The sequence below is a fragment of the Candidatus Villigracilis affinis genome, assembly GCF_016705895.1.
Taxonomy (GTDB): domain Bacteria; phylum Chloroflexota; class Anaerolineae; order Anaerolineales; family Villigracilaceae; genus Villigracilis; species Villigracilis affinis.
This window is the reverse complement of sequence record NZ_JADJKT010000037.1, coordinates 251,663-273,803: the sequence shown is the minus strand read 5'-3', so window position 1 is coordinate 273,803 and position 22,141 is coordinate 251,663. Positions and strand designations below refer to the sequence as shown.

Annotated in this window: 15 protein-coding genes; 11 read left to right on the top strand and 4 right to left on the bottom strand. The window is 51.6% G+C overall.

The window, feature by feature from the left end; genetic code table 11:
• Positions 1-4: 4 nt before the first annotated feature.
• Positions 5-1,183 (top strand): M28 family peptidase, encoded by a 1,179-nt coding sequence (locus IPI86_RS20005; protein ID WP_345299785.1) that lies wholly within the window; start codon positions 5-7, stop codon positions 1,181-1,183.
• Here the strand turns inward: IPI86_RS20005 and IPI86_RS20000 are convergent.
• Positions 1,180-1,818 carry a YigZ family protein gene (locus IPI86_RS20000; RefSeq protein WP_345299784.1) on the bottom strand — a complete coding sequence of 213 codons (639 nt, stop codon included), beginning with the start codon at positions 1,816-1,818 and terminating at the stop codon, positions 1,180-1,182. The two genes, IPI86_RS20005 and IPI86_RS20000, sit on opposite strands and share 4 nt — an antisense overlap.
• 131 nt (positions 1,819-1,949) lie before the next feature.
• Between IPI86_RS20000 and IPI86_RS19995 the strand changes: the two genes are divergently transcribed.
• Entirely contained in the window at positions 1,950-5,279 is a 3,330-nt protein-coding gene (locus IPI86_RS19995) for a TIR domain-containing protein (RefSeq protein ID WP_345299783.1), read from the top strand.
• A 72-nt stretch (positions 5,280-5,351) separates the two neighbouring features.
• Here IPI86_RS19995 and fdhF read toward each other — a convergent pair whose 3' ends face one another.
• The 3 genes from fdhF to IPI86_RS19980 are packed head-to-tail and all read right to left on the bottom strand — an operon-like array spanning position 5,352 to position 10,143.
• Positions 5,352-7,559: a formate dehydrogenase subunit alpha gene (gene fdhF, locus IPI86_RS19990; protein WP_345299926.1), complete on the bottom strand. Its 2,208-nt coding sequence runs from the start codon at positions 7,557-7,559 to the stop codon at positions 5,352-5,354.
• 6 nt (positions 7,560-7,565) lie between these two features.
• Positions 7,566-8,264, bottom strand: a complete 699-nt coding sequence (locus IPI86_RS19985) for a 2Fe-2S iron-sulfur cluster-binding protein (protein ID WP_345299782.1) — start codon at positions 8,262-8,264, stop codon at positions 7,566-7,568.
• Between the two features lie 13 nt (positions 8,265-8,277).
• On the bottom strand, positions 8,278-10,143 hold the full coding sequence (locus IPI86_RS19980) for an NAD(P)H-dependent oxidoreductase subunit E (protein WP_345299781.1): 1,866 nt from the start codon (positions 10,141-10,143) through the stop codon (positions 8,278-8,280).
• A 166-nt stretch (positions 10,144-10,309) separates the two neighbouring features.
• On the opposite strand from IPI86_RS19980, the gene IPI86_RS19975 reads away from it, so the two are divergent.
• The 9 genes from IPI86_RS19975 (at position 10,310) to IPI86_RS19935 (ending at position 21,952) form a co-directional block, all read left to right on the top strand.
• Complete coding sequence (locus IPI86_RS19975; RefSeq protein ID WP_345299780.1) at positions 10,310-11,041, top strand: GntR family transcriptional regulator; 732 nt, start codon at positions 10,310-10,312, stop codon at positions 11,039-11,041.
• A gap of 12 nt (positions 11,042-11,053) precedes the next feature.
• Positions 11,054-11,710 carry a B12-binding domain-containing protein gene (locus IPI86_RS19970; protein ID WP_345299779.1) on the top strand — a complete coding sequence of 219 codons (657 nt, stop codon included), beginning with the start codon at positions 11,054-11,056 and terminating at the stop codon, positions 11,708-11,710.
• Between the two features lie 87 nt (positions 11,711-11,797).
• Positions 11,798-13,267, top strand: a complete 1,470-nt coding sequence (locus tag IPI86_RS19965; protein ID WP_345299778.1) for a trimethylamine methyltransferase family protein — start codon at positions 11,798-11,800, stop codon at positions 13,265-13,267.
• Positions 13,268-13,390: 123 nt separating this feature from the next.
• Positions 13,391-14,869: a trimethylamine methyltransferase family protein gene (locus IPI86_RS19960; protein WP_345299777.1), complete on the top strand. Its 1,479-nt coding sequence runs from the start codon at positions 13,391-13,393 to the stop codon at positions 14,867-14,869.
• A gap of 209 nt (positions 14,870-15,078) precedes the next feature.
• Positions 15,079-16,554, top strand: a complete 1,476-nt coding sequence (locus tag IPI86_RS19955) for a trimethylamine methyltransferase family protein (RefSeq protein ID WP_345299776.1) — start codon at positions 15,079-15,081, stop codon at positions 16,552-16,554.
• On the top strand, positions 16,551-18,359 hold the full coding sequence (locus IPI86_RS19950; RefSeq protein ID WP_345299775.1) for a S9 family peptidase: 1,809 nt from the start codon (positions 16,551-16,553) through the stop codon (positions 18,357-18,359). The genes IPI86_RS19955 and IPI86_RS19950 overlap by 4 nt, the downstream gene beginning before the upstream one ends.
• A 39-nt stretch (positions 18,360-18,398) precedes the next feature.
• A complete protein-coding gene (locus tag IPI86_RS19945; RefSeq protein ID WP_345299774.1) occupies positions 18,399-19,817 on the top strand; it encodes a trimethylamine methyltransferase family protein in 1,419 nt (472 codons plus the stop codon).
• A 40-nt stretch (positions 19,818-19,857) separates the two neighbouring features.
• On the top strand, positions 19,858-21,015 hold the full coding sequence (locus IPI86_RS19940; RefSeq protein WP_345299773.1) for a M20 family metallopeptidase: 1,158 nt from the start codon (positions 19,858-19,860) through the stop codon (positions 21,013-21,015).
• A gap of 64 nt (positions 21,016-21,079) precedes the next feature.
• Positions 21,080-21,952, top strand: coding sequence for a dihydropteroate synthase (locus tag IPI86_RS19935; protein WP_345299772.1), 873 nt, complete (start codon positions 21,080-21,082; stop codon positions 21,950-21,952).
• Positions 21,953-22,141 lie beyond the last annotated feature (189 nt).

Genomic DNA, 22,141 nt, shown 5'->3' with positions numbered 1-22,141 from the left:
AAGAATGGATTACGCCCAGCGCGCGTTCGAACACATTCGTCATCTTTCAGAAACCATCGGCGGGCGCGGCAGTTGCAGCCCAAATCATCGGCGGGCGGCAGAATATTCCGCCGAAGCCTTGAGATCAGCGGGAGCAGGCCAAGTCGAACTTGAGCCGTTTCGTGGCGTGGCATCCACCTACCTGCCTTTTGTGCTGGCCTTTGCCTCGGCACTCGTCGGGACCAGCCTCGCTTTATTTTTTGGAAATCGAATCGCCCTCGGAATCGCAGCCCTGATGAACTTCCTCGGCACCTGGGCCATGTATGCGGAAAGTGAATTCGCATCCAACTGGACCCGCTGGCTGATTCCGACCGCCGAAACATTTAACGTCACTGGGGCAGTTTCTCCGCAAAACAAACCCAAACGCCAGATCGTATTGTGTTCCCATCTCGATACACACCGCACGCCGATCTTCTATTCATCCACAGCCTGGCAAAAAGCATTTGGGGTTTCTGTCACTGGGGCTTTTTTGAGCATGGCATTGAGCGCATTGACATTCGGATTGGGAAGCCTGCTGGATTTGAATTGGTTTCGATGGGCAGGTCTGCTTTTTGGGCTTGTGCAAATGTACGCGCTGGTTTTGGTCATCTCGGCTGAATTCACACCATTTTCCCCGGGGGCCAATGACAATGCCTCAGGCACTGGCATCATCCTTGCCATTGCAGAACGCCTTCACGCGGAGCCGTTGATGAACACAACGGTCAACTTCATCTTTACCGACTGCGAAGAAACAGGGGCGCACGGCATCATCGCCTACTTGAAGAAACACGCAGAAGCATTGGGCAAAGACGCCATCTACATTATTCTCGACGAAGTCGGCGCGGGGCAGCTAAAAACCGTCACCGAAGACGGCTTGATCCGCAAATACAAAACACATCCACGGGCGCTTCAGTTGGCGCGAAATGCAAATTTTGGGTTATCACGAAGTCTGATCGAAGCAAATGGAGAGGCTTACACCGATGCCCTGCCCGCAACCAAACAGGGACTCATCGCACTGACTGTCTCTTCGGCCTTCCCCAACCCCGAACAGGCTGTCTCTCACTGGCATCAAATGTCTGACCGAATCGAGTTCATTGACAAACAGTCACTGCAAGACACACTCACCTTCACGTGGAATATTTTGCAGGAAGTGGATAATCTCTAAGCCGCAGGAACGATCTCTTCCTTCGACTCAATTACTTCCGCCTGAATCTTCCCAGCCGAGAGTTCGCGCATATCTGCCTGAAAGGCATCGAAATTCTCAATTGGGAACAGCAAAGTAAGCGTGATATCCCCGGCATAATCTTCCCCCAGAATCTTTCCGTGATCTTTTGAAACCAACAGACGCACCCGCTCGAGCAGGTTGTAGGGAATCGCCATCATCGCCACATGGACAGGGACTCTACGTCCGCGCTCCACGGTGTTGACCACAGATTGCGCGGCCTCGGTGTAGGCTTTGACCAATCCACCTGTGCCGAGCAGGGTCCCGCCGAAATAGCGGGTGACGACCAAAACCACATCGCCAAGTCCACTGCCGCGTAGGACCGCCAGAGCAGGCTTCCCCGAAGTCCCGACCGGTTCTCCATCATCTGAAAAATATTCCGTGACCGTATTTCCGCCACCGATGATGTACACAGGCACGTTATGACTCGCGTCCGCAAATTCGGCACGGATGCGTTTCATAAACGCCCGCGCTTCGTCGATGGAAAAAGCAGGGGCAAGCGTGGCAATGAAGCGCGACTTTAACACTTCATGCTCGCGGCGAATTTCGGTGAGAGGGACGAGATAGGGCTTTGTCATGAGGACATTGTAATCAATAGCTCGAAATTTCGTCCAATATATATGACAAACACAGATTTCATTGTAAAATACAAATACTTACAAAGCTTATCGAAGAAAAATCCTGCGACTACCAAGGCAAGGAGCGCCACATGGCAAAAGTCTTCGTCTCCTATTCCCGAAAAGACACTGAATTTACAAAACGCCTGACCGAAGAACTGCAAAAAAGCGAGCTTGAGTTCTGGGTGGATTGGGAAGGCATCCCTCCCACTGTGGATTTTATGAAGAAGATCGAAAACGGCATCGAGGAATCAGATGTATTTCTATTCCTCCTCAGTCCGGATTCTGCGAAATCGAAAGTCTGCGGGGATGAAATTGCGCATGCGGTCAAAAACAACAAACGCCTGATCCCGTTGGTGGTGCGCGATGTCAAAGAAGATGAAGTACCCGCAGCATTCTCGCACCTCAACTGGATATTCTTCCGCGAGCAGGATGATTTCGATGCATCCTTCAAAAAACTATTGTTGGGCATTAACACAGACTTCGAATGGGTTGAGAACCATAGGCGCCTGCTTGTCCGCGCACTGGAATGGAAAAACAAAAACAAGGACAAAAGTTTTCTCCTGCGCGGGCAGGACCTGCACGATGCAGAAAGTCAGCTGGCGCTTAACACCTCGAAAGACCCGCACCCAACCGACCTGCACCGCGAATACATTTTAAAAAGCCGCCATGCAACCGATCAACAAAGGAGATGGACAACCGTCTTTGTTGCCATTGCGGCGGTCATTATGTTTGCATTGGCCGTGTATGGCTTGAACTCTGCCAGGCTGGCCGCCAATGAAGCCGAAAGAGCAAATGAAAGCGAACAGCGGGAAGCCACGGCAAAAAATCTTGCACTGCTGAAAGAAACCGAAGCGAAGATCAACCAATTATCGGCACTGGCCATGTCGAAGATCGACCAAAGTTTCAACGAAGCCCTGCTCCTGAGCGTGGAAGCCTACCTTCACGCCAAAGACAACAAGATCAACGACGTGAACACGCAAAGCGCGATCACCAAGATCCTTCAAAGTAATCCGGGGCTGCGCCAGATCCTGCTTGGGCATGCAGACTGGGTTAACACCATCGCACTCAGCCCGGATCAAACCATCCTGGCTTCCGGCAGTTGGGATTACACCGTCAATTTATGGGATATTTCAAACCCCGCCTTCCCAGTAAAACTAAAAACATTGGAAGAATTCACCGGTCCTGTGGAAAGTGTGATATTTAGCGCTGATGGAAAAACTCTGGCGACATCTTCCGATTACGAACTCATTTTATGGGACGTAGCCGACCCATCCACCCCGAAACTGATCAGCAAAACTGACGGATACTACACCAACCTCGGCTTTACCTTGGATGGAAAAATCCTCACATCATTAAAAATCCACAGCGACGTCAATAACGTTGTCGTGCTTTTCGATGTATCCAACCCGAAATCGCCCGTTGAATTAACTCAACTGGAAAGCGGAGATGAAGAGCTGGATATAACAAGGATAATTTTCAACCCAAACAAGAATCTCCTTTTCTTCTCGCGAAGCGATGGAAGCATCCTTGCATGGGATGTCCAGAACCCTGAAGTCCCCGTCATGCTCTCCACAATGAATGGCTACGGGAATTGGGTGTACGGATTGGCGCTCAGCCCGGACGAAAACACACTGGCGGTGGGAGATGGAGGCACGATTATTGCGCTTTGGGATGTCACCGATCCTGCCGCACCTTCATTCTTAAGCAGTTGGAGCGGACATTCCTTCGCGATCAATAGCCTGGCCTTTAGCACAGATGGGAACACTTTGGCTTCCAGCAGCACCGAAACCAACGCGCAAGTCGTCTTGTGGGATGTTACAGATAAATCCTCCCCCATCAAAACCCGCACCATCAACGGGCATTCATTGGGAGTCAACGTTGTAATATTTGAGAGCAGGAACAATATGTTGTTATCCGGAAGCCGCGACGGCGCCATCATGATTTGGGATTCCGTCCAGCCCAAAACTGAAATGGAGCTCGGTTCCATTGATGGAAGCATGATCGACATGGCCTTTCAACCCAATAGCAATATCCTCCTCTCCGTTGACAATGAATACAGGATGACAACCTGGGACATTTCCGATCTTTCGAATCCCGTGAAACTCAAAACGCAAGATGGTCCAGCAAGCATTGTGATATTCAATAATGATGGAAGCTTAATGGCTTCCATGGACTTCGATGAAACTGCGACCCTATGGAACATGAAAGATTTCTCCAAACTAGGCACAATCACTATGAGCGGAGAAACAGTCAACGCCATCGAGTTTAGTGCGGATGGGAAAATACTCGCTGTCAACGGCGAAAAAGTTGTTTTTTGGGATATTAGTGACCCCAAAAAGCCGGTAAAACTTTCCACCCTTCCCCAAGATTCCAATGAATTCAGTGACTTGGCCTTTAACGCAGAGGGAAAACTCCTGGCGGCCATTGCGGGCAACAATGTCGTTCTATGGGATATTTCAGACATCTCCAAACCCAGCCGGTTGGCTGTGTTGGAAGGTCATTCCAACCAGATCCAGTCAGTGGTCTTCAACCCTCTAAACCCCAGTCTGCTTGTAAGCGCCGGCAAGGACAAAAATATTATCTTGTGGAACGTGGCCGACCCACTCAATCCGCAAAAAGCGGACACGCTCGCCAACCATTCCGATTGGGTAACCTCCGTTGCCTTTAGCCCCGATGGGACCAAACTGGCCTCCGGCAGTTACGACAAATATGTTAACCTATGGAATGTTTCCAACCCTGAAGTTTCCATCCTGATCAGCAAGATGGTTGGGCATGTCGGCAGTGTTGGCACCGTTGAATTCAATTCCTCAGGAGGTTTCCTTGCATCACAGGGGCGCAGCGGCAACATTATTTTCTGGGATATCACCCCGGAGTCCTGGGTACAAAAAGCCTGCACCATCACAGGCGGCGACTTGACAGATATTCAATGGAAGCAGTATTTTCCAACTGAAGAATACAATCAAACATGTGAACCATTTAACATCGTACCGGAAGAGTCAACCTTGATCCCTGCAACGGGTGGAGACGTGCCTTCATATTTGGAAGTTTGCACAGCCAGCCAGACCCCAAGTTGCAGCGAGCCAACCTATGACATAACCGACCTGTTCTGCATCGACAGCGGTTCATATGGTTTGTACACCCTGTCTCCTGACACGACTTTCGAGGTACTCACACCCGGGTTCACTTGCATCAACGAGGTCGAGAACAGTTATGGTGAACCTCGAATTTCCTGCACCGGCCCGGCAGACACGAATTTTCAGGTCTCTTTTTGCAATTCAGCCTGCACAAATACACTGGAAACATCCAATCAATGCCAGGCTGGGTTCGGTTTCAATACAGCAGAAGGATGCTGCGCCCCGGTCACCTCCACAAGCAATGGGTGCATCATCGAAACCTTGGCCTTACCCGAGTGCGAATAAACGGTCATACCGACTTCCAAACCAAGAAAATTGAGTCAAAAAAGCCCCGAGAAATTCTCGGGGCTTTTTATTCTAATACCTGCCTCTATTCAAAACGATTTCAGGGTTTGGCAGGTCATTTTCCCTCGCAGGGAAGACCTGCACCGCGCACGCCTTGAATTCGGGAATTTTTGCCTGTGGGTCGAGCGCATCATTCGTCAGCAAATTCGCGGCAGATTCGGCAAAGTGCCACGGGAGAAAGACGACGCCAATGGATGTCTTTTCTGTCACTGTGGCACGGACAATGATCTCACCGCGTCTGCTCTGGACTTTGACAGGGTCGCCGTTTCGAATGCCATGAATCTCCGCATCAGCAGGATGAATTTCCACACGCGCTTCAGGGTAGATCTCATTAAGCGCGGAATTTCGCGTCATGGTTCCGCCGTGCCAATGCTCAAGCAAGCGGCCCGTAGTGAGGATGAACGGATATTCATCATCTGCTTCCTCGCGCACAGGGACGTAATCCAACTGATGGAATTTACCGCGTCCACGCGGGAAGGATTCAGTAAAGAGGGTCGGCGTGCCGGGGTGGTCCATCGAAGGCACTGGGTAGATCAAACCAACTTTATCAATGCGCTCATACGTGATACCTGCATAATCAGAATTTATGCTGCCCATCTCGCGCAGAACCTCTTCCGGGTTGGAGTAATCCCATTTTGCAGTAGGCCTGCCAAGGCGCGATTCGATGCGTAATGCCAAATCGCAGATGATCTGCCAATCGGGGCGGGCCATTCCACGGGGAGCCTGAGCCGCGCGGACGCGTTGTACGCGGCGATCCGTATTCGAGAAAGTCCCATCTTTTTCGGCAAAGGGAGTCGCAGGCAGGAAAACATCCGCAAAGGAACCGCTCTCATTAATGAAAATGTCCTGCGCAACGATGAATTCCAACTCCAGCATATGCTTGCGAGTTTCATTGAGATTCGGTTCCGACATCATCGGGTTCTCGCCCATGATGTACAACGCACGCACACCGCCTTCGTGCGCATGGCTGAGAATTTCAGTGGTGGTCAGACCAAGTTTGAGACTCAAGCCGCCTTCTTCGATATTCCAAGCCTTTTCCCATTTTGCGCGATTTTCAAGATTATCCACACGCATGTAACCAGGATAATGGAAGGGCATGGAGCCCATATCGCTGGCACCTTGCACATTGTTCTGTCCGCGCAAGGGATTGAGCCCCGTGCCATCACGGCCAATATGCCCTGTAAGAAATGCCAAATGGATCAAAGCCATCGCAGATGCCGTACCATGTGAAAGCTGGGAAATTCCCATACCCCAATAAATCGCGCCATTCTTCGCACCCGCATACATGCGCGCCGCCTTGCGAATATCTTCGGCAGGCACACCTGAAATCTCCTCGGCATATTCGGGGGTGAATTTTTCAAGCGACTCGACAAAATCCTGATAACCTTCTGTGCGATTGGCAATGAACTCGTGATTGATCAAATTCTCTTTCACGATCACATGCGCCATTGCAGAGAAAACAGGCACGTTCGTGCCCGGCTTGAGCGGAAGCCACATCTCTGCCATGTCAACCAGGTCGATGCGGCGCGGGTCGATCACGATCATTTTCGCGCCGTATTTTTGCACGGCTTCCTTCATTTGCAAGGCAATGATGGGATGATTTTCGGAGGTATTCGAACCCGTCACAATGAACACATCGTTCATGATGACCTGTGAAGCGGTATTGCTCATCGCCGAGGAGCCAACTGCCTGTTGAAGCGCCACCACGGAACCTGCATGGCACAGGCGCGTGCAGTGATCCACATTATTGGTGCGGAAGAGCGAGCGATACATCTTTTGCAAAAGATAATTATCTTCGTTGGTGGCCTTCGCACAGCAATAAACCGCCATCGCATCCGAACCGTCACGCTGATAAATGCGGACAAGGTTATCGGTTACGAAATTCAGCGCGGTATCCCAATCCGTCTCGACCCAATCCCAATCATTGGAAATTTTCGAATCAGGAATCGGCTTGCCATCTGTGCTGACCGCAAAAACCTGTTCGCGGCCTGCGGGCTTCGGCTTGCCTTCGAGTAAATAGCGACGTACCAGCGGCGTTGTCGTGCGCTTTGGGTGATAAATGAAGTCATACCCGAAACGGCCTTTCACGCACAAATTTCCGTGATTAACAGGCGAATCGAACGGGCTGGTCACCTTGTAAATAAAATCATCTTTGACGTGCAGTTGCAAAGTGCAACCCACTCCGCAGTAGGGACAAGGTTGTTGTGGTAACTCGGTCAGATTTGATCATCGCGGCTTCCTCTGTTTTCTGCCCGTATTCATCACGCTGATCTCACTCGGGCTCATGCCTTGTTCCAATAAAAATTCGCGTTTCGGTTTCAATGCACCTGTTGGGCACACGCCCACACATTGTCCGCACATTACGCAAGATGTCTGCGGAATGGCTTTGTCGAAGAACGTGCCGATCTGGGTCTCAAATCCGCGCCCATCGAAGTTGATTGCAAAGGTATATTGCGCATCCTCCGCGCAGACCTGCACGCAGCGCCAGCACAGCAAACACTTCGAGTAATCGCGGATATACATCGGGTTGTCATCCTTGATTTCCGACTCGCGCCGCTCAGCACCAGGGAAACGCTCCGATGAAGCACCATACTCAATCATCATCTGCTGGATCTCTGCCGCTTCGGAAAGATCCATCGTGGAGGCAAGCATTTCCAAAATCGTCCTTCGCGCACGGATGACTTTCTCGCTTCGCGTCTGGACCTTCATGCCTGCTCCTGCCTTGACGATGCACGCTGGCTGGAGCACTCTCTGCCCCTCCACCTCGACGACACAGATTCTGCACAGGGCATTGGCTGTCGTCGCATCGTGGAAACAGATGGTTGGGATATTCTTTCCCATTTCGCGGGCTACTTCGAGCAGAGTTTTGCCCTGCTCAGCACTTACTTCCTGTCCATCAATGGTTAGGTTTACGGTTTCAGTCATTTCGCCTCAACGATTAACGTTTCTTCACAGATTTACTTGCGGTCGACTTCTTTGATTTGCTTTTTACAGCCTTCGCCTTTGCAGGCTTGACCGATTTCTTCGTCACAGCCTTTTTAGTCGCACTTTTCTTGGCAGACTTCGCCTCTACCTTTGCAACCTTAGATACTCTAGAAACCTTGATAGCCTTCACTTTGCTCAAAACAGGTTTTTCACTTTCGAACAACGCGGGCCACAACTTCATCGCGGATAGCACCGCACCCGCAGCTGTCTGACCGAGGCCGCACAGGCTTGCTTCTGTCATCGTCCAACCGACATCCTGCAAGCGGATCAAGTCATCGGGCAGGGTCTTCCCAGCCGCTACGCGATTCAGGATCTCCATTTGTCGTTGCGTACCCATCTGGCAGGGATAGCATTTCCCGCAGGATTCATGGGCAAAGAAATGGCCCAATCTCTGCAAGACGTCGCGCATATCACGGGTTTCATCGAAGACCATGACCACGCCGGAGCCAAGCGGCAAACCAACGGCGCGCAAATCCTCGAAGGTCATTTTCACGTCGAGATGTTCTGCAGTGGCAAAGGCTCCAGCCGCGCCTCCAAACAGCACGGATTGCAATGCTTTTTTGCCTGTCACGCCGCCTGCCATTTCAAGCAGTTCGCGCAAGGTCACGCCAAAGGGGACTTCGTATACGCCAGGTTTGGCAACATCGCCAGAAACGCAGAATAATTTTGGCCCAGGCGATTTTTCTGTGCCGATCTTGCGGTATTCGGCAAAGCCTTTTTCAATAATGAGCGGCACGTTGCACATCGTCTCAACATTGTTGATGACAGTTGGCTTGCCGAACACGCCGTGCGTCGTCGGGAAGGGCGGCTTCACACGCGGAAAACCGCGCTTCCCTTCGATCGATTCAAACAGCGCGGTCTCCTCGCCACAAATGTAGGCACCAGCGCCGACGCGGATTTCAATATCGAATCGTTCTCCAAGATAACCTGCCATTCTTGCTTCGTTCAAGGCTTCTTCGAGAACAGGAACAATATACGGGTATTCCCCACGAATGTAGATATAACCTTTTGTCGCACCGATCGCATATGCGGTAATGCACATGCCTTCGATGGTGCGATGCGGATCATCCAACAGCAAAACGCGGTCTTTGAATGTACCTGGTTCAGATTCATCCGCATTGCAAATGACATATTTTTGGTCAGCACTGGCTTTTGCTGCACCTTCCCATTTGATGCCTGTCGGGAATGCTGCGCCGCCACGGCCGACTAATCCGCTGGCTTTGATCTCGGCAATGATATCTTCGGGGTTGACACTTAATGCTTTCTTGTAGGCGGAATATTCGCCGTATTTTGCGAGCGTGGTCGTGCCTTCACCACAGTTAATCGTCAACTCGCGGATCGAACCATAAACAAGCGATTGCGGAATGCCGATATCGTAGGAGCGAAAATTGCGTGAGATGTTCGTCTCGGCATCATCGTCTACGAGTGCGGCGGGAGCCTGGTCACAAAGCCCAAGGCATGGACTCTGCTCAATGGTCAGAGACAGGTCATCGGTCGTCTGACCCGCATCCACTTTGTAGTTTTTACATAGGTGTTTGAGGAGTCCATCCGCGCCTTTTAATGCGCAGGCAGGGTCGGTACAAACTCGAATGAATTTCTGTCCCACCTGCTCGTTATAATAAAGCGAATAGAATTCGATCACGCCGTGCACATCTGCAAGCGGCACACGCAATGACTTCGCAACTTCAGATGCAACCTCTTCAGGCAGCCATCCATAGATCTTTTGTGCCGCATGCAAAGCGGGCATCAAGCCCGAGCGGCCGAGGGGAATATAGGATTCAATTGCAGGCTTTAGCGGATTCAGATCGATTTCAGACATGTGTGCTCCAGTATGCCGAGTATAACTCAAACGAATTTTTTTTATCACTGGCGGATATCCTGTTTTTTTTACAGTGGAATGCCCGCACTTGTGACAATTTTCGTGACATTTCGTACTTCCGAAATTCGCCCCAATTATATATAATATATAATCATATTGGCAACCCATGGAAAAAGAACTCACCCACAAACCCCTCAAAGAGGAAATTTACGATGCCCTTCATCGGCAGATCATTGCCGGTAAATACGGACCTGGTGACTGGTTGCGCCAGGAGGAAATTGCCAGCCAAATGGGCGTGAGTATGACGCCTGTGCGGGAAGCGCTTGACTTGCTTGTATCCGCCGGGCTGGCGGAGCGCGTTCCCTATCGCGGTGTGCGCGTTCGCGAAATGTCCACGCAGGATGTGGTGGAAGCGTACGGATTAAGGCTTGTGCTCGAAGCAGTCACTGCCCGTGAGGCGGCGATCAATATCACAACCGCGCAGGTGGCAGGGCTTGAAAAGATCCTGGTTGAAATGAAGAAGTATGTAAAACTGAACGACATGCCTCGAGAACGACAGTTAAGCCGCGAGTTTCATTCAGCCATTGCCAATGCATCCGGGAACAGTTTGTTGATCAAGTTATATGCGGTTACGGCCAACGCATTTCCAGACTGGCTATTGTACGAAGCGTTGTATCGTTATCCGGAATTACTTTCGGGCAGCGTATCGCAGACTCACGAAGAGCACAGAGCGATCGTGGATGCGCTTGCAAGGCATGATGCAGACAGGGCGGTTCAGGCATCTCTTGAACACGTTTTGGATTCGGGCAGGTGGCTGGTGGAATATCTTAAGATCCCCGCTGATCTGCTAAAAGAAAAAGAACAGCAAGTAACTCATTTGTTAAAGAAATCGAAATAAGGAGGCTAAATCATGTCTGAAGAACTTTATAAGGAAATGGCTCAATGCATCATCGATGGGGACTCTGATATTTCCGCAGAGCTCGCGAGGAAGTCCATCGAGCTGAACATGCATCCGCTGGATGCGATCACCAAGGGCTTCGTTATTGGGGTCAATTATATTGGTGATCAGTTCGGAAAAGGTGAGGCATTTCTCCCTGAGTTGGTCATGGCAGGCGAGGCGATGAAAGCGGCAGTCGCTGTGTTGGAGCCTGAATTACTCAAGCTCGGTGAAGCGCGCGAGATGATGGGAAAAGTGGTTCTCGCCACCGTCGAAGGTGACATCCACGAGATCGGCAAAACCCTTGTCGGCACCATGTTAAGCGCCTCCGGATTCGAAGTCGTTGACCTAGGTGTGGATCAACCCGCTGACAAGATCATCGGCAAGGCACTTGAGATTGATGCACAGATCATCGGCATGAGTGCATTGTTAACCACCACCATGGTGCGTCAGCGCGAAGTGATCGAAGAGTTGGATAAAGAAGGTCTGCGCCCACGTATCAAAGTGATGGTTGGCGGTGCGCCTATTACCCGTGACTGGGTAGAGAAGATCAAAGCGGACGGCTACTCCGAAGACGCCATCGGCGCAGTAAAGATCGCCAAGGACCTGGTTGGCAAGGGCGATCAATAATTTACGTCCCTACGCCTTGACACATCCCGGTAAATACGGGGCTGTTGAAAGCAAAAAAGTTACAACACAGAGAGAGTGGAGAGACATATGCCTCGGGAGGGCCTTATGTCTCAGAAAAATATAAAGACCATCAGCAACCCAAAGTTAAAACTGGAGGTGCTGACAAAAGAAGATGTACAAAAAATCCACAATGCCACACTGCAGATCATTGAAAAGGTCGGCGTGAGGTTTCCGTCCAAACGCGCATTGGAAATCTGGGAAGCGGTTGGCGCGGAAGTGGACCACGAAAAGAAGATCGTGCGTGTTAAACCGCAGATCATCGAAGATGCGATCAAGAAAGCGCCGCCTGCCTACAAACTCGCGGCTCGTGATCCACAGCAGGATCTGCAGCTTGATGGCAACCACGTCAACCTCGGCACAGATGGCTGCGGTGTGGAAGTGATCGACATCAACACCGGCGAAAAGCGGACTTCATGTCTGCAGGATGTACGCGACATCGCGCGAATAGCCGATGCAACCGAAGAAGTGGCCTTTCACTGGGTCGCAGTCTCGGCTCAAGACGCCCCCGTCGAAGCGCGTGGACTGCATGAATTGAAAGCCGTTTGGGAAAGTTCCACCAAACACGTGCAGACCGAATCCATCTACAACGTGGAAGAGGCCAAAGCCGCGATCGAAATGGCTGCGCTGCTTGCTGGCGGCAAAGATAAATTAAAGGATCGCCCCGTACTTTCGCTCATGCAATGCACGGCTCCCCCGCTCGGACATGACGGTGGAAGTTTGGACGCGGCGCTCCTTGCCGCTGAAGTCGGGATTCCAACAGGCTTTATGACCATGGCGGCCTGTGCAACGACAGGTCCAACCACCATGGCCGGCAATCTCGCCGTTGGCAACGCGGAAGTGATTACAGCCACCGCCCTTTTACAAATTGCTTTCCCCGGCGCACCCGTTTTCTACGCAGCAGCCCAAACCGCGTCCGATTTGAAGACAGGCGCATATACAGGCGGTGGACCCGAAGACTTCCTCTTCGGCGCAGCGACCAATGTGCTGGCAGATTTCTACAACATCCCGCTTTCGATGGGCGCATTTGCCACAGGCGCGAAGGAACCCAACTGGCAGGCTGGTCTTGAAGGCGCAATGTCCAGTTTCATGGCAAGTGTGGTTATGTCCGATATGCTGTTGGGATGCGGATTCCTGCACGGCAGCCGCATCTGGTCATATGCAGAGATGATGATGGACTGCGAGATCTTCTCCATCGTCCACAAGATGATGCAAGGCATCGAAGTCAACGACGAAACACTCGCCATGGATTCCATTGCCAACGTTGGCCCCGGCGGACATTATCTTGCGCAGAAACACACCCGCAAGCACATGCGCGAATTGTTCATGCCGCAATTCATGGACCGCCGTCCGTACTCCGAATGGGAAAACAAAAAAGACGATGCCCGCGATTGGGCATTATCAAAAGCCCGCAAGACCTTGAAAGAACATCAACCTGACCCGCTTGATGAAAAGATCGGCCAGGAAATGGACAGAATTATCAAGTCGGTTGAAAAATAAAAGTTATAAAGTTGACATGTTAAGAAGTTTGCAGGTTGTAGAAAGGTAACTTTACAACCTGCAAACTTTCAAACTTTTATTCTCTTTCGCCAAAGAGAACTCAATTCAAATTAGAGGTGTCCCATGCAACCAAAACTCACTCTCCTAAGCGATGAGATCATCGCTCGTATTTTGGAAGAAGCCTATGAGCTATTACGATGTCCCGGCGTCAAGGTGCAAAACCCTGAGGCGCGAGACTTGCTCGCTGCCGCGGGGGCGATCATGTATCCCGATAACAATGTCGTTGGGATTCCCGAGGCACTTGTCAAGAAAGCACTGGAAAGCGTACCGCGCGAATTCTATCTGTACGATTACGATGGCAATCCCACCGTTCATTACGGCGGAGACTCTGTCCACTTTGACCCAGGTTCATCAGGCATTACCATGCTCAACCCCGAAACGCTGGAGCATGACACTACTGAAACAGAACATCTCATCCGCCTGCTAAAGGTCGCGGAGCAGCTCCCACAATACGATGCACAATCCACGGCAGTCATTTGTCACGATGTCCCAAAAGAGATCCAGGATTCATATCGTTTATATCTAACGCTGCTTTATTCAAAGAAACCCATCGTCACTGGCGCTTTCACGAACAAGACCGTGCAGGAAATGATCGACATGCTCGTGCTTTTTGCGGGCAGTGAAGAAGCCGCACGCGCGAAACCACGGGCCATCTTTGATGTGTGCCCCGCGCCGCCTTTGATCTGGTCCAACTTTGGGGCAGGGAATTTGATCGCCCTTGCTCGTGCGGGTGTCCCAGCTGAGATTGTTTCCGTTCCGTTATCGGGAGCAGCCGCCCCTGTGACCATGCTCGGGACGGTAACCCAGCACACAGCGGAGTGTTTCGCGGGGATCGTCATCCACCAATTGGCGCACCCGGGTTCCCCCATCGTTTGGGGCGGAGCAGCAGCCATCTTCGACATGCGCAAAGGTGCAACCCCAATGGGCGCAGTTGAAACGGCCATGCTTGATTGTTCGTACGCGCAAGTCGCGAAGACTCTCGGTATGCCCACGCACACCTATCTCGGCGCAACCGATTCGAAACTCGTTGATGCACAGGCAGGACTCGAAAGCGGCATCTCCGCCATGGTCGGCGCGTTGAGCGGCATCAACATGATCTCCGGTTCAGGTATGCTCGATTTTCTCGCCTGTCATAGCGCGGAAAAACTCGTGCTTGATGCAGAAGGCATTGCCATGGCCAAGCGTATGATCGGCGGCGTAAAACTTCATACCGACACGCTCGCCACTGGCTTTTACGATGACAAGATCAATTTCAAAGGCGGCGACTTCCTCAAGCAGAAAGCCACCATGCAGCTCTTCCAAAAAGAGCAGCATTTGCCCAGCAGTGTGATTGACAGAGACTCGACCCGCGCATGGAAAGCCGCTGGCAGCCTGGATGCCTTCGGCAGATGCAAACTGCGCGTGATCGAATTGCTCGCTTCTTATCGACGCCCTGAAATTGATCCTGAAAAAGAAAACAGACTCCACGCTTTTATATTAGACCTCGCCAAAAAGTGCGGCCTCGAAGAATTACCTAAGCTCGAAGATTTTCAGCCCGTGTGAAACTCCTTGTGATTAGAGGTAAGTGAGAGAGAATTAATATTTAGAGATTAGAGAGTAGCTAGCAGTAGACAGCACGCGGCAGATCAAAGACAAGTGCAAAACATGCATTACCTTGCATTCAACTTAAACAAACGCATATAACACAGCTTTCAAGTTACCAACTACTAACCTCTATTCTCAATTCTCTACTTACCTTTCAAGGAGGAACCATGCAACCCAAATTGTCCCTGCTCGATGCTCAATTGATCGAACGTATCATCGAGGAAGCCTACCAATTGATGATCAAACCTGGCATCAAGGTGCAGAACCCGGAAGCCAGACAGCTGCTCGCAGACGCAGGCGCGCAAGTGGATGAAGAGACGATGATCGTCAAGATTCCCGAGCAGATTGTCAGGAAGGCATTGGAAACCGTTCCTCACCAGTTCCTCCTGTACGATTATGACGGCAATCCCAAAGTTCAATACGGCGGCGACGCGGTTCAATTCGATCCAGGTTCTTCTGGCATTTCGATCCTCATTCCGGAAACGCTTGAGCACAAAACAGCCGAAACTGCAGACTTGATCCGCATCATCAAGATCGCCGAAAGCCTGCCGCAGTACGACGCACAATCCACGGCAATTGTATGCCACGATGTACCAAAAGATATTCATGACCTGTATCGTTTATATCTGGTTATGCTGTATTCAAAAAAACCGATCGTCACGGGTGCATTCACAAATAAGACCGTGCATCAGATGATCGAGATGCTCGCCATTTTTGCGGGCAGCCCTGAAAATCTGCGCAAGTATCCACGCGCCGTGTTCGATGCCTGCCCCTCACCGCCGTTGATCTGGTCAAACTTTGGTGCGGGCAATTTGATCTCGCTCGCACGCGCAGGTGTACCCGCTGAGATCGTATCCATGCCATTGGCTGGCGCAGCAGCCCCTGTGACATTGCTTGGTGCGGTCACACAGCACGCCGCAGAATGTTTATCAGGCATCACAATTCATCAACTTGCGTGCGCAGGTTCGCCCATCGTTTGGGGCGGCGCGCCATCCACATTTGACATGCGCAAGGGCGGCACGCCCTTTGGCTCTGTTGAAACGGCGATGATTGATTCATCCTATGCGCAGGTCGGCAAATCGCTGGGTTTGCCAACGCATGCGTATCTCGGCTCGACCGAATCGAAAGTGCTCGATATGCAAGCTGGCCTTGAAAGCGGCATGGGTGCGATGATCGGCGCGTTAAGCGGCATCAACATGATCTCTGGTTCAGGCATGGTTGACTCGCTTCTTTGCCAAAGCCCCGAAAAATTGGTCATCGATGCGGAAGGTATCGCGATGGCTCAACGCATGCTGCAAGGCATGAAGATCCAAACCGAAACACTGGCCACAGGTTTTTACGAAGGCGTCAACTTCAAAGGCGGCGACTTCCTCAAACAAAAGATCACCATGCAGCTTTTCCGCGAGGAACAGCACATGCCCGGCAAAGTGATCGACCGCGACTCGATGCGCGGCTGGAAAGAATCAGGCTCAATGGATACTTTCGACCGCGCCAGAATTCGCGTGAAGGAAATTCTCGCCTCCTACAAGCGCCCCGAGCTTGACCCTGATAAAGAAGCAAAACTCCATGCCTACGTTTTGGAACTCGCCAGACAGGCTGGTCTTGAACATCTACCGATCGCAGAGGAACTCCAACCCGCATGACCCTACTCAACCTCGCCCAGCTTTTACGCGTCCCCCATGTGGAAAGCGGCTTACGCTTCGATATCTCACCCGATGGGCAGAGGTTGACCTTTTCATGGAACAAAACAGGCCGATGGGAATTATATGAAAGAGGACTAAACGCCTCTGACTCACCTCGGCCTGTTTCTGAAATACAAGGGGCCAAATTCTCCCCGCGATACGCTCCGCGTCCTGATGGCTCCATGCTTGCCTTTGCACTGGACCTCGATGGCAGCGAGTCATATCACATTGTCGTCCACGATTTCAAAACCAACACCACAACAGACTTGACGCCTTCAATTGCCTACGCGCATCAGCCGAATATCAGTTGGTCACCAGACGGCCAAATGCTGGCTGTGCTCTCCGACATGAAGGGACAATTCGCTTCGTACCTGCTCCCGATTGATGGTGGACCTGTCCGCTTGTTGAAAAATATCTTCCATCCTTGCTGGGATGCGGTTTGGTCTCCAGATGGTCAGTGGATAGCAATTGAGTCTGAATCAGTTGCAAGTGACAGAAGCATTCACATCGTGCCAGTTGGGCGTTCACGCAAGGGCCCCAAGGTAAGTACCATCCAGTTGAAGGTCAACGACAAGGTGTTGAATGCGCAACAACCCGCATGGTCACCCGATTCAAAATTTCTCGCCTTTTCGGCTGAGTTGGATGAATGGCACGATATTGGATTATTCAATGTAGAAACAAAGGAACTCACCTGGGCTAATCAATCCACGGGGGATGATACACAGCCTGCATGGTCGCAAAGCGGAGACACGATCGGGTGGATTCACTCCGAAGGTGCGAAGACCAGCTTCCAGTTTAAGAAAGGAAGCGCTGACCTCGGGCAGGTCCAAGTTGGAGTGGGAGTCCATTACTGGCCGAAGTTCACATCCGATGGTGTAGTCATCCTCTATGAAGATTCGAGGCGTCCGTGCGATCTGTGGAAGATCAATCTGGAAAATGATGCATGCGAACAATTGACGAATTCACTTCCCGATGAGTTGCAGGATGCCGAATTCATTCAACCCGAGGAAGTTTGGTATGCAGGCAAAGACGGCGTGCAAGTGCCTGCGTTGTTGTATCGCTCGAAAACCGCAGGCAAAGATTCGCCTGCGGTCATAAACATTCATGGCGGGCCAAACTGGCTGTATCAATTCTTATGGGAGCCGACGATGAGTCATATGGCTTCACGCGGCTGGACAGTGCTCGCACCAAATTATCGCGGCTCGACGGGCTATGGAAAAAAATGGCAGAACGCCAGCCGCTACGATATGGGCGGCGTGGATACGGACGATTGCGCGGCAGGCGTAAAATATCTGGTCGAAAACGGACTGGCAGATAAAAACAAAATCGCAGTGACGGGACGGAGTCACGGCGGATTTTTAACCATGTCGTGCATGACGACATATCCTGAATTATTCGCTGCGGGGTCAGCGGTGGTTCCATTTTTGAACTGGTTGAAATCGCATAAGGATTCACGCGAAGACCTGCAGCACTGGAACATCGAAAACATGGGCGACCCCGAAGACAACAAGGAATTATGGATCGCACGTTCGCCGTATTTCTTTTTAGACAAAATCAACGCGCCTGTACAAATGATCAGCGGCGGAAACGATCCACGCTGCCCTGCCTCTGATGCCATCGAAGCGCGTGATAAACTGGTTGAGCTTGGCAAGGAAGTTGAATTATTGCTTTACAAAGATGAAGGACATTCGTTTTTGGACATCAACAACGTGATCGATGCGGAAGAAAAGTGTGTGGAATTCATGGCGAAAGTTTTGGAAAAATAAAAGCATGTAAGGTCTCATTAAAAATAGGAGAGAGAATTTATGGAGCCATTAAAATTTCTGAGCGACAACGATGTAAAAGCAATGCACGAAGCCACGCTTCATATTATGAGCGAAGTGGGTCTGATCTGGACGCACCAGCCAAGCCTGGATATTTTACTGGGCGCAGGCTGCACGATGAAAGGTAATCGTGTGTGCATGCCTCCCGACCTTGTCATGGATTGTGTGGCGAAGGCCAATAAACGGCCAAAGATCCGCGGGCGCAATGGGTCGGTTAATGAATTAGGCGGCGGCAATTTGTATTTTCATAACCTTGGCGGCGCGCGCGATGTATTCGATGCCAAAACCGGCACAAGGCGTATCGCCACCGATCAGGATGTCATCGACGCCACCCGCGTGCTCGATGCACTTCCCAACTGCCACACCGTCACGCCATTCTTCACGCCGCAGGATGTGCCCGGCGAGTTGATGTCTCTTTTCATGTATCGCCATTCACTGCCCTACACAACCAAACCCTTGCAGGGACCTGGAATCCAATTTGCGGAAGAAGTGAAATACGCCGTTGAAATGGCACAGGTGGTCGGCACACCGCCAGAGGAATTAACACTTTCTCTTTCTCCCGTCAGTCCGCTCACCATTCATGACCCCGCAGCAGCGGCAATCGTTGAAATGGCAAAGGCGGGCGTGATCTGTTCCAATCTCCCCGCCCCCACAGGCGGCGCCACATCTCCAATGACGATCACAGGCAGCCTTGTGCAACAAAGCGCGGAAACACTCGCCCTCGTTGTGCTTGCGCAAATCGTCAACCCCGGCTGTGGGGTTGTATATTGCGGACGTCTGGGTATGTTGGAGCCGCGCACTGGATTGATCTGGGGCGGTGTGGAACTTGGGCTTTCCTCCGCAGGCACGGTTCAACTCGGACATTATTACGGATTCAGCGTCAATGTATATGGGTTTTCAACGAACGCACACACCCTCGACGCGCAAAACGCCTTCGAGCGTGGACTGAACGCCACCATCCCAGCCCTGGCTGGCGCAGACGAGCTCTCCGGCATCGGTGAAATGGAAGCAGGTGTGATGGGCTCCTACGCTCAAATGGTTCTGGATAACGAACTTGTCGGAAGTGTGATGCGCCTGCGTTCCGGTCTCTCTGCAGATGTGGAGCATCTCGCGGTGGATATCATCGGCAACGTCATGGACGGCACCCGCAATTATCTCGGTCAAAAACACACCCTCAAACATTTGCGCGCAGGCGAATTGGCGCTTACAAAACTTGCCGAACGCAACTCCTGGGAAACATGGGAAGGCAAATTGGAAAGAAAGCAGATGGCAGATTACGCCGCAGAGGAAGCCGAAAGGATCCTGCGCGATCATCAGGTTCCACCGCTGGAGCCACAGCAGGAAAAAGAACTTGATAGAATTATGGCGGCTGCTGAAAAAGAAATGGTAAAGAAAAGGTAAGTGATTTTCGCATTAAGAAGAATATTTTTTGGAGGTACTTATGCTTAAGCAAGCACATGCAATTTCAGAAGAACTCATCGAATGGCGGCGCGATTTCCACATGCACCCCGAAACTGGATTCGACGTCCATCGCACGGCAGGGATCGTGGCGGATGAATTGGAGAAAATGGGATACCGCGTCAAACGCGGCGTCGGAAAAACAGGCGTCGTAGCCGAGATCGGCGAAGGCGGAAAAATCGTCGCCATCCGTGCAGATATGGACGCCCTGCCGATCCTTGAACAGAACGACACAGACTACGTTTCAAAGAATACGGGCAAAATGCATGCCTGCGGACATGACTCGCATACCGCCATGGCACTGGGTGCGGCGCAAATCCTGGCCAGTGAAAAGCTTAATGGGCGCGTCCGTTTCCTTTTTCAGCCTTCGGAAGAAACTGCCGACGAAGAGGGCCTCAGCGGCGCACAGCGCATGGAAGCGGAAGGCGCAGTCGAAGGCGTGGATTATGTCATCGCGCAGCACGTCGACCCGACCAGCCCAGTTGGCACGATCGCTATCAATGAAGGCCCAAGCGGCGGAGGCGTGGATACTTTTTTCGCCACGATCATCGGCAAAGGCGGACACGGAGCCTATCCCCATACAACGGTTGACCCTTTCGTTTTACTTGCGCATGTCATTATGGCGCTGAATGGGATCGTCTCACGCAGGCTCGATCCATTTGAACCTGCTGCAGTCAGCATTGGCGTGGTCAACGGCGGATTTGCAGAAAATGTAATCCCCGAGATCGTCACAATGAAAGGCACGCTGCGCTTCACCTCGCTCGAAGTGCAAAAGCAGATTCGCGAAGAAGTGACTCGCGCATTCGAACTTACGAAAGTATTCGGCGGCAATTACGAGTTGAAATTCGAATTCGGCGGCCTGCCCCTGATCAACGATAAATATGTCTCGGAAGTGATCGCCCAGGTCGGCAAAGACCTGATCGGTGACAAAAACGTCCACGAAATGCACAAGAGTTTGGGGGCGGAGGATTTCCCTGAATTCCTGAAGAATGCCCCCGGAGCCATGTACACGATCGGCACCATGATCCCCGGGCGTGAAATCTATGAACTTCACCATCCAAAATTTGACCTGGATGAACGCGCACTGCCCATTGGCACAGCGGTATTGGCGGAAACTGCGTTGAGATTTTTGAAAGGGTAAACTGTAACCCTGACCGATCCTGGAGACCCGTCAGGGTTTAATATTTTTCTCTCGGAGGGCATACGTGCACACCATACTCAAATCAAACAGCAAGGAAGTCATCATTGGGATCGACAAGCCGTTCGTCATGATCGGCGAAAAGCTCAACCCAACAGGCATCAAGAAGCTCGGACAGGCGCTCGTTGACAAGGATATGGAATATGTCAAATACCTCGCCAAACGTCAGGTGGCCTGGGGCGCGGACGTTCTCGATGTGAACGTCGGTCATCCGCAGATCGACGAAGCGGCCATCATTCCGATGGTTGTTGAAGCCGTCAAATCGGTTGTGGATGTACCATTGTGTATCGACTCGAACGACCCGAAGATCCTCGAAGCAGGACTCAAGGTCGCGCCTGGCAAGCCGTTGGTGAACTCTGTCAACGGGGAGGAAAAGCAATTGGACACGGTCCTGCCCATCGTTAAAGATAGAGGCGCGGCAGTCATCGGGTTGACCATCGGTGATGACGGCATCCCGCCCACCGCAGAATTACGTCTCGCTGCGGCAGGCAAGATCATCGAGCGCGCGGCAAAGATCGGCATCCCGATCGAAGACATCATCATCGACCCACTGGTGATGACGGTCGGACATAATTCCATGGCTGCAACGATCACATTGCAAACCATCGAATTGCTGGTGAAGGAATTCGGCGTGAACATCAACCTCGGCGCGAGCAATGTCTCGTTCGGACTGCCCGACAGGCACTCGGTCAATGCGGCGTTCCTTGCGTTGGCAATGCATGCAGGGACAACCTGCTCCATCACAGACCCGATCAAATTAGGCAGCACCATCCGCGCAACGGACCTGCTGCTGGGCAGGGATGCGAACTCGATGCGATATTTGAAATACTTCCGCGCCACCGAGAAACTGCGTGAAGCAGAAGCGGCGGCAAAACAATAAACCAGCCTGTCAGATCAAGGGACTCACAAGAAATCAGAAAGCTTGTGGGTCTCTTTTCAATATTGTATTTTCCATTTGAAGGCGCAATCTGATAAACTACAGAGGTTCGCATAACTAGGTAAACACAAGATCATTCTTCACTCTCAATTTTCGGCAAAAGATCTACTTTATTACGAGACAAGCGACACC

Bases quoted from the DNA above. Each gene is read 5' to 3' on its own strand.
- IPI86_RS19965 (WP_345299778.1), top strand. From the start codon at position 11,798: ATGCCTCGGGAGGGCCTTATGTCTCAGAAAAATATAAAGACCATCAGC.
- IPI86_RS19960 (WP_345299777.1), top strand. From the start codon at position 13,391: ATGCAACCAAAACTCACTCTCCTAAGCGATGAGATCATCGCTCGTATT.
- IPI86_RS19970 (WP_345299779.1), top strand. From the start codon at position 11,054: ATGTCTGAAGAACTTTATAAGGAAATGGCTCAATGCATCATCGATGGG.
- IPI86_RS19975 (WP_345299780.1), top strand. From the start codon at position 10,310: ATGGAAAAAGAACTCACCCACAAACCCCTCAAAGAGGAAATTTACGAT.
- IPI86_RS20005 (WP_345299785.1), top strand. From the start codon at position 5: ATGGATTACGCCCAGCGCGCGTTCGAACACATTCGTCATCTTTCAGAA.
- IPI86_RS19955 (WP_345299776.1), top strand. From the start codon at position 15,079: ATGCAACCCAAATTGTCCCTGCTCGATGCTCAATTGATCGAACGTATC.
- IPI86_RS19985 (WP_345299782.1), bottom strand. From the start codon at position 8,264: ATGACTGAAACCGTAAACCTAACCATTGATGGACAGGAAGTAAGTGCT.
- IPI86_RS19995 (WP_345299783.1), top strand. From the start codon at position 1,950: ATGGCAAAAGTCTTCGTCTCCTATTCCCGAAAAGACACTGAATTTACA.
- IPI86_RS19950 (WP_345299775.1), top strand. From the start codon at position 16,551: ATGACCCTACTCAACCTCGCCCAGCTTTTACGCGTCCCCCATGTGGAA.
- IPI86_RS20000 (WP_345299784.1), bottom strand. From the start codon at position 1,818: ATGACAAAGCCCTATCTCGTCCCTCTCACCGAAATTCGCCGCGAGCAT.
- IPI86_RS19940 (WP_345299773.1), top strand. From the start codon at position 19,858: ATGCTTAAGCAAGCACATGCAATTTCAGAAGAACTCATCGAATGGCGG.
- IPI86_RS19945 (WP_345299774.1), top strand. From the start codon at position 18,399: ATGGAGCCATTAAAATTTCTGAGCGACAACGATGTAAAAGCAATGCAC.
- IPI86_RS19980 (WP_345299781.1), bottom strand. From the start codon at position 10,143: ATGTCTGAAATCGATCTGAATCCGCTAAAGCCTGCAATTGAATCCTAT.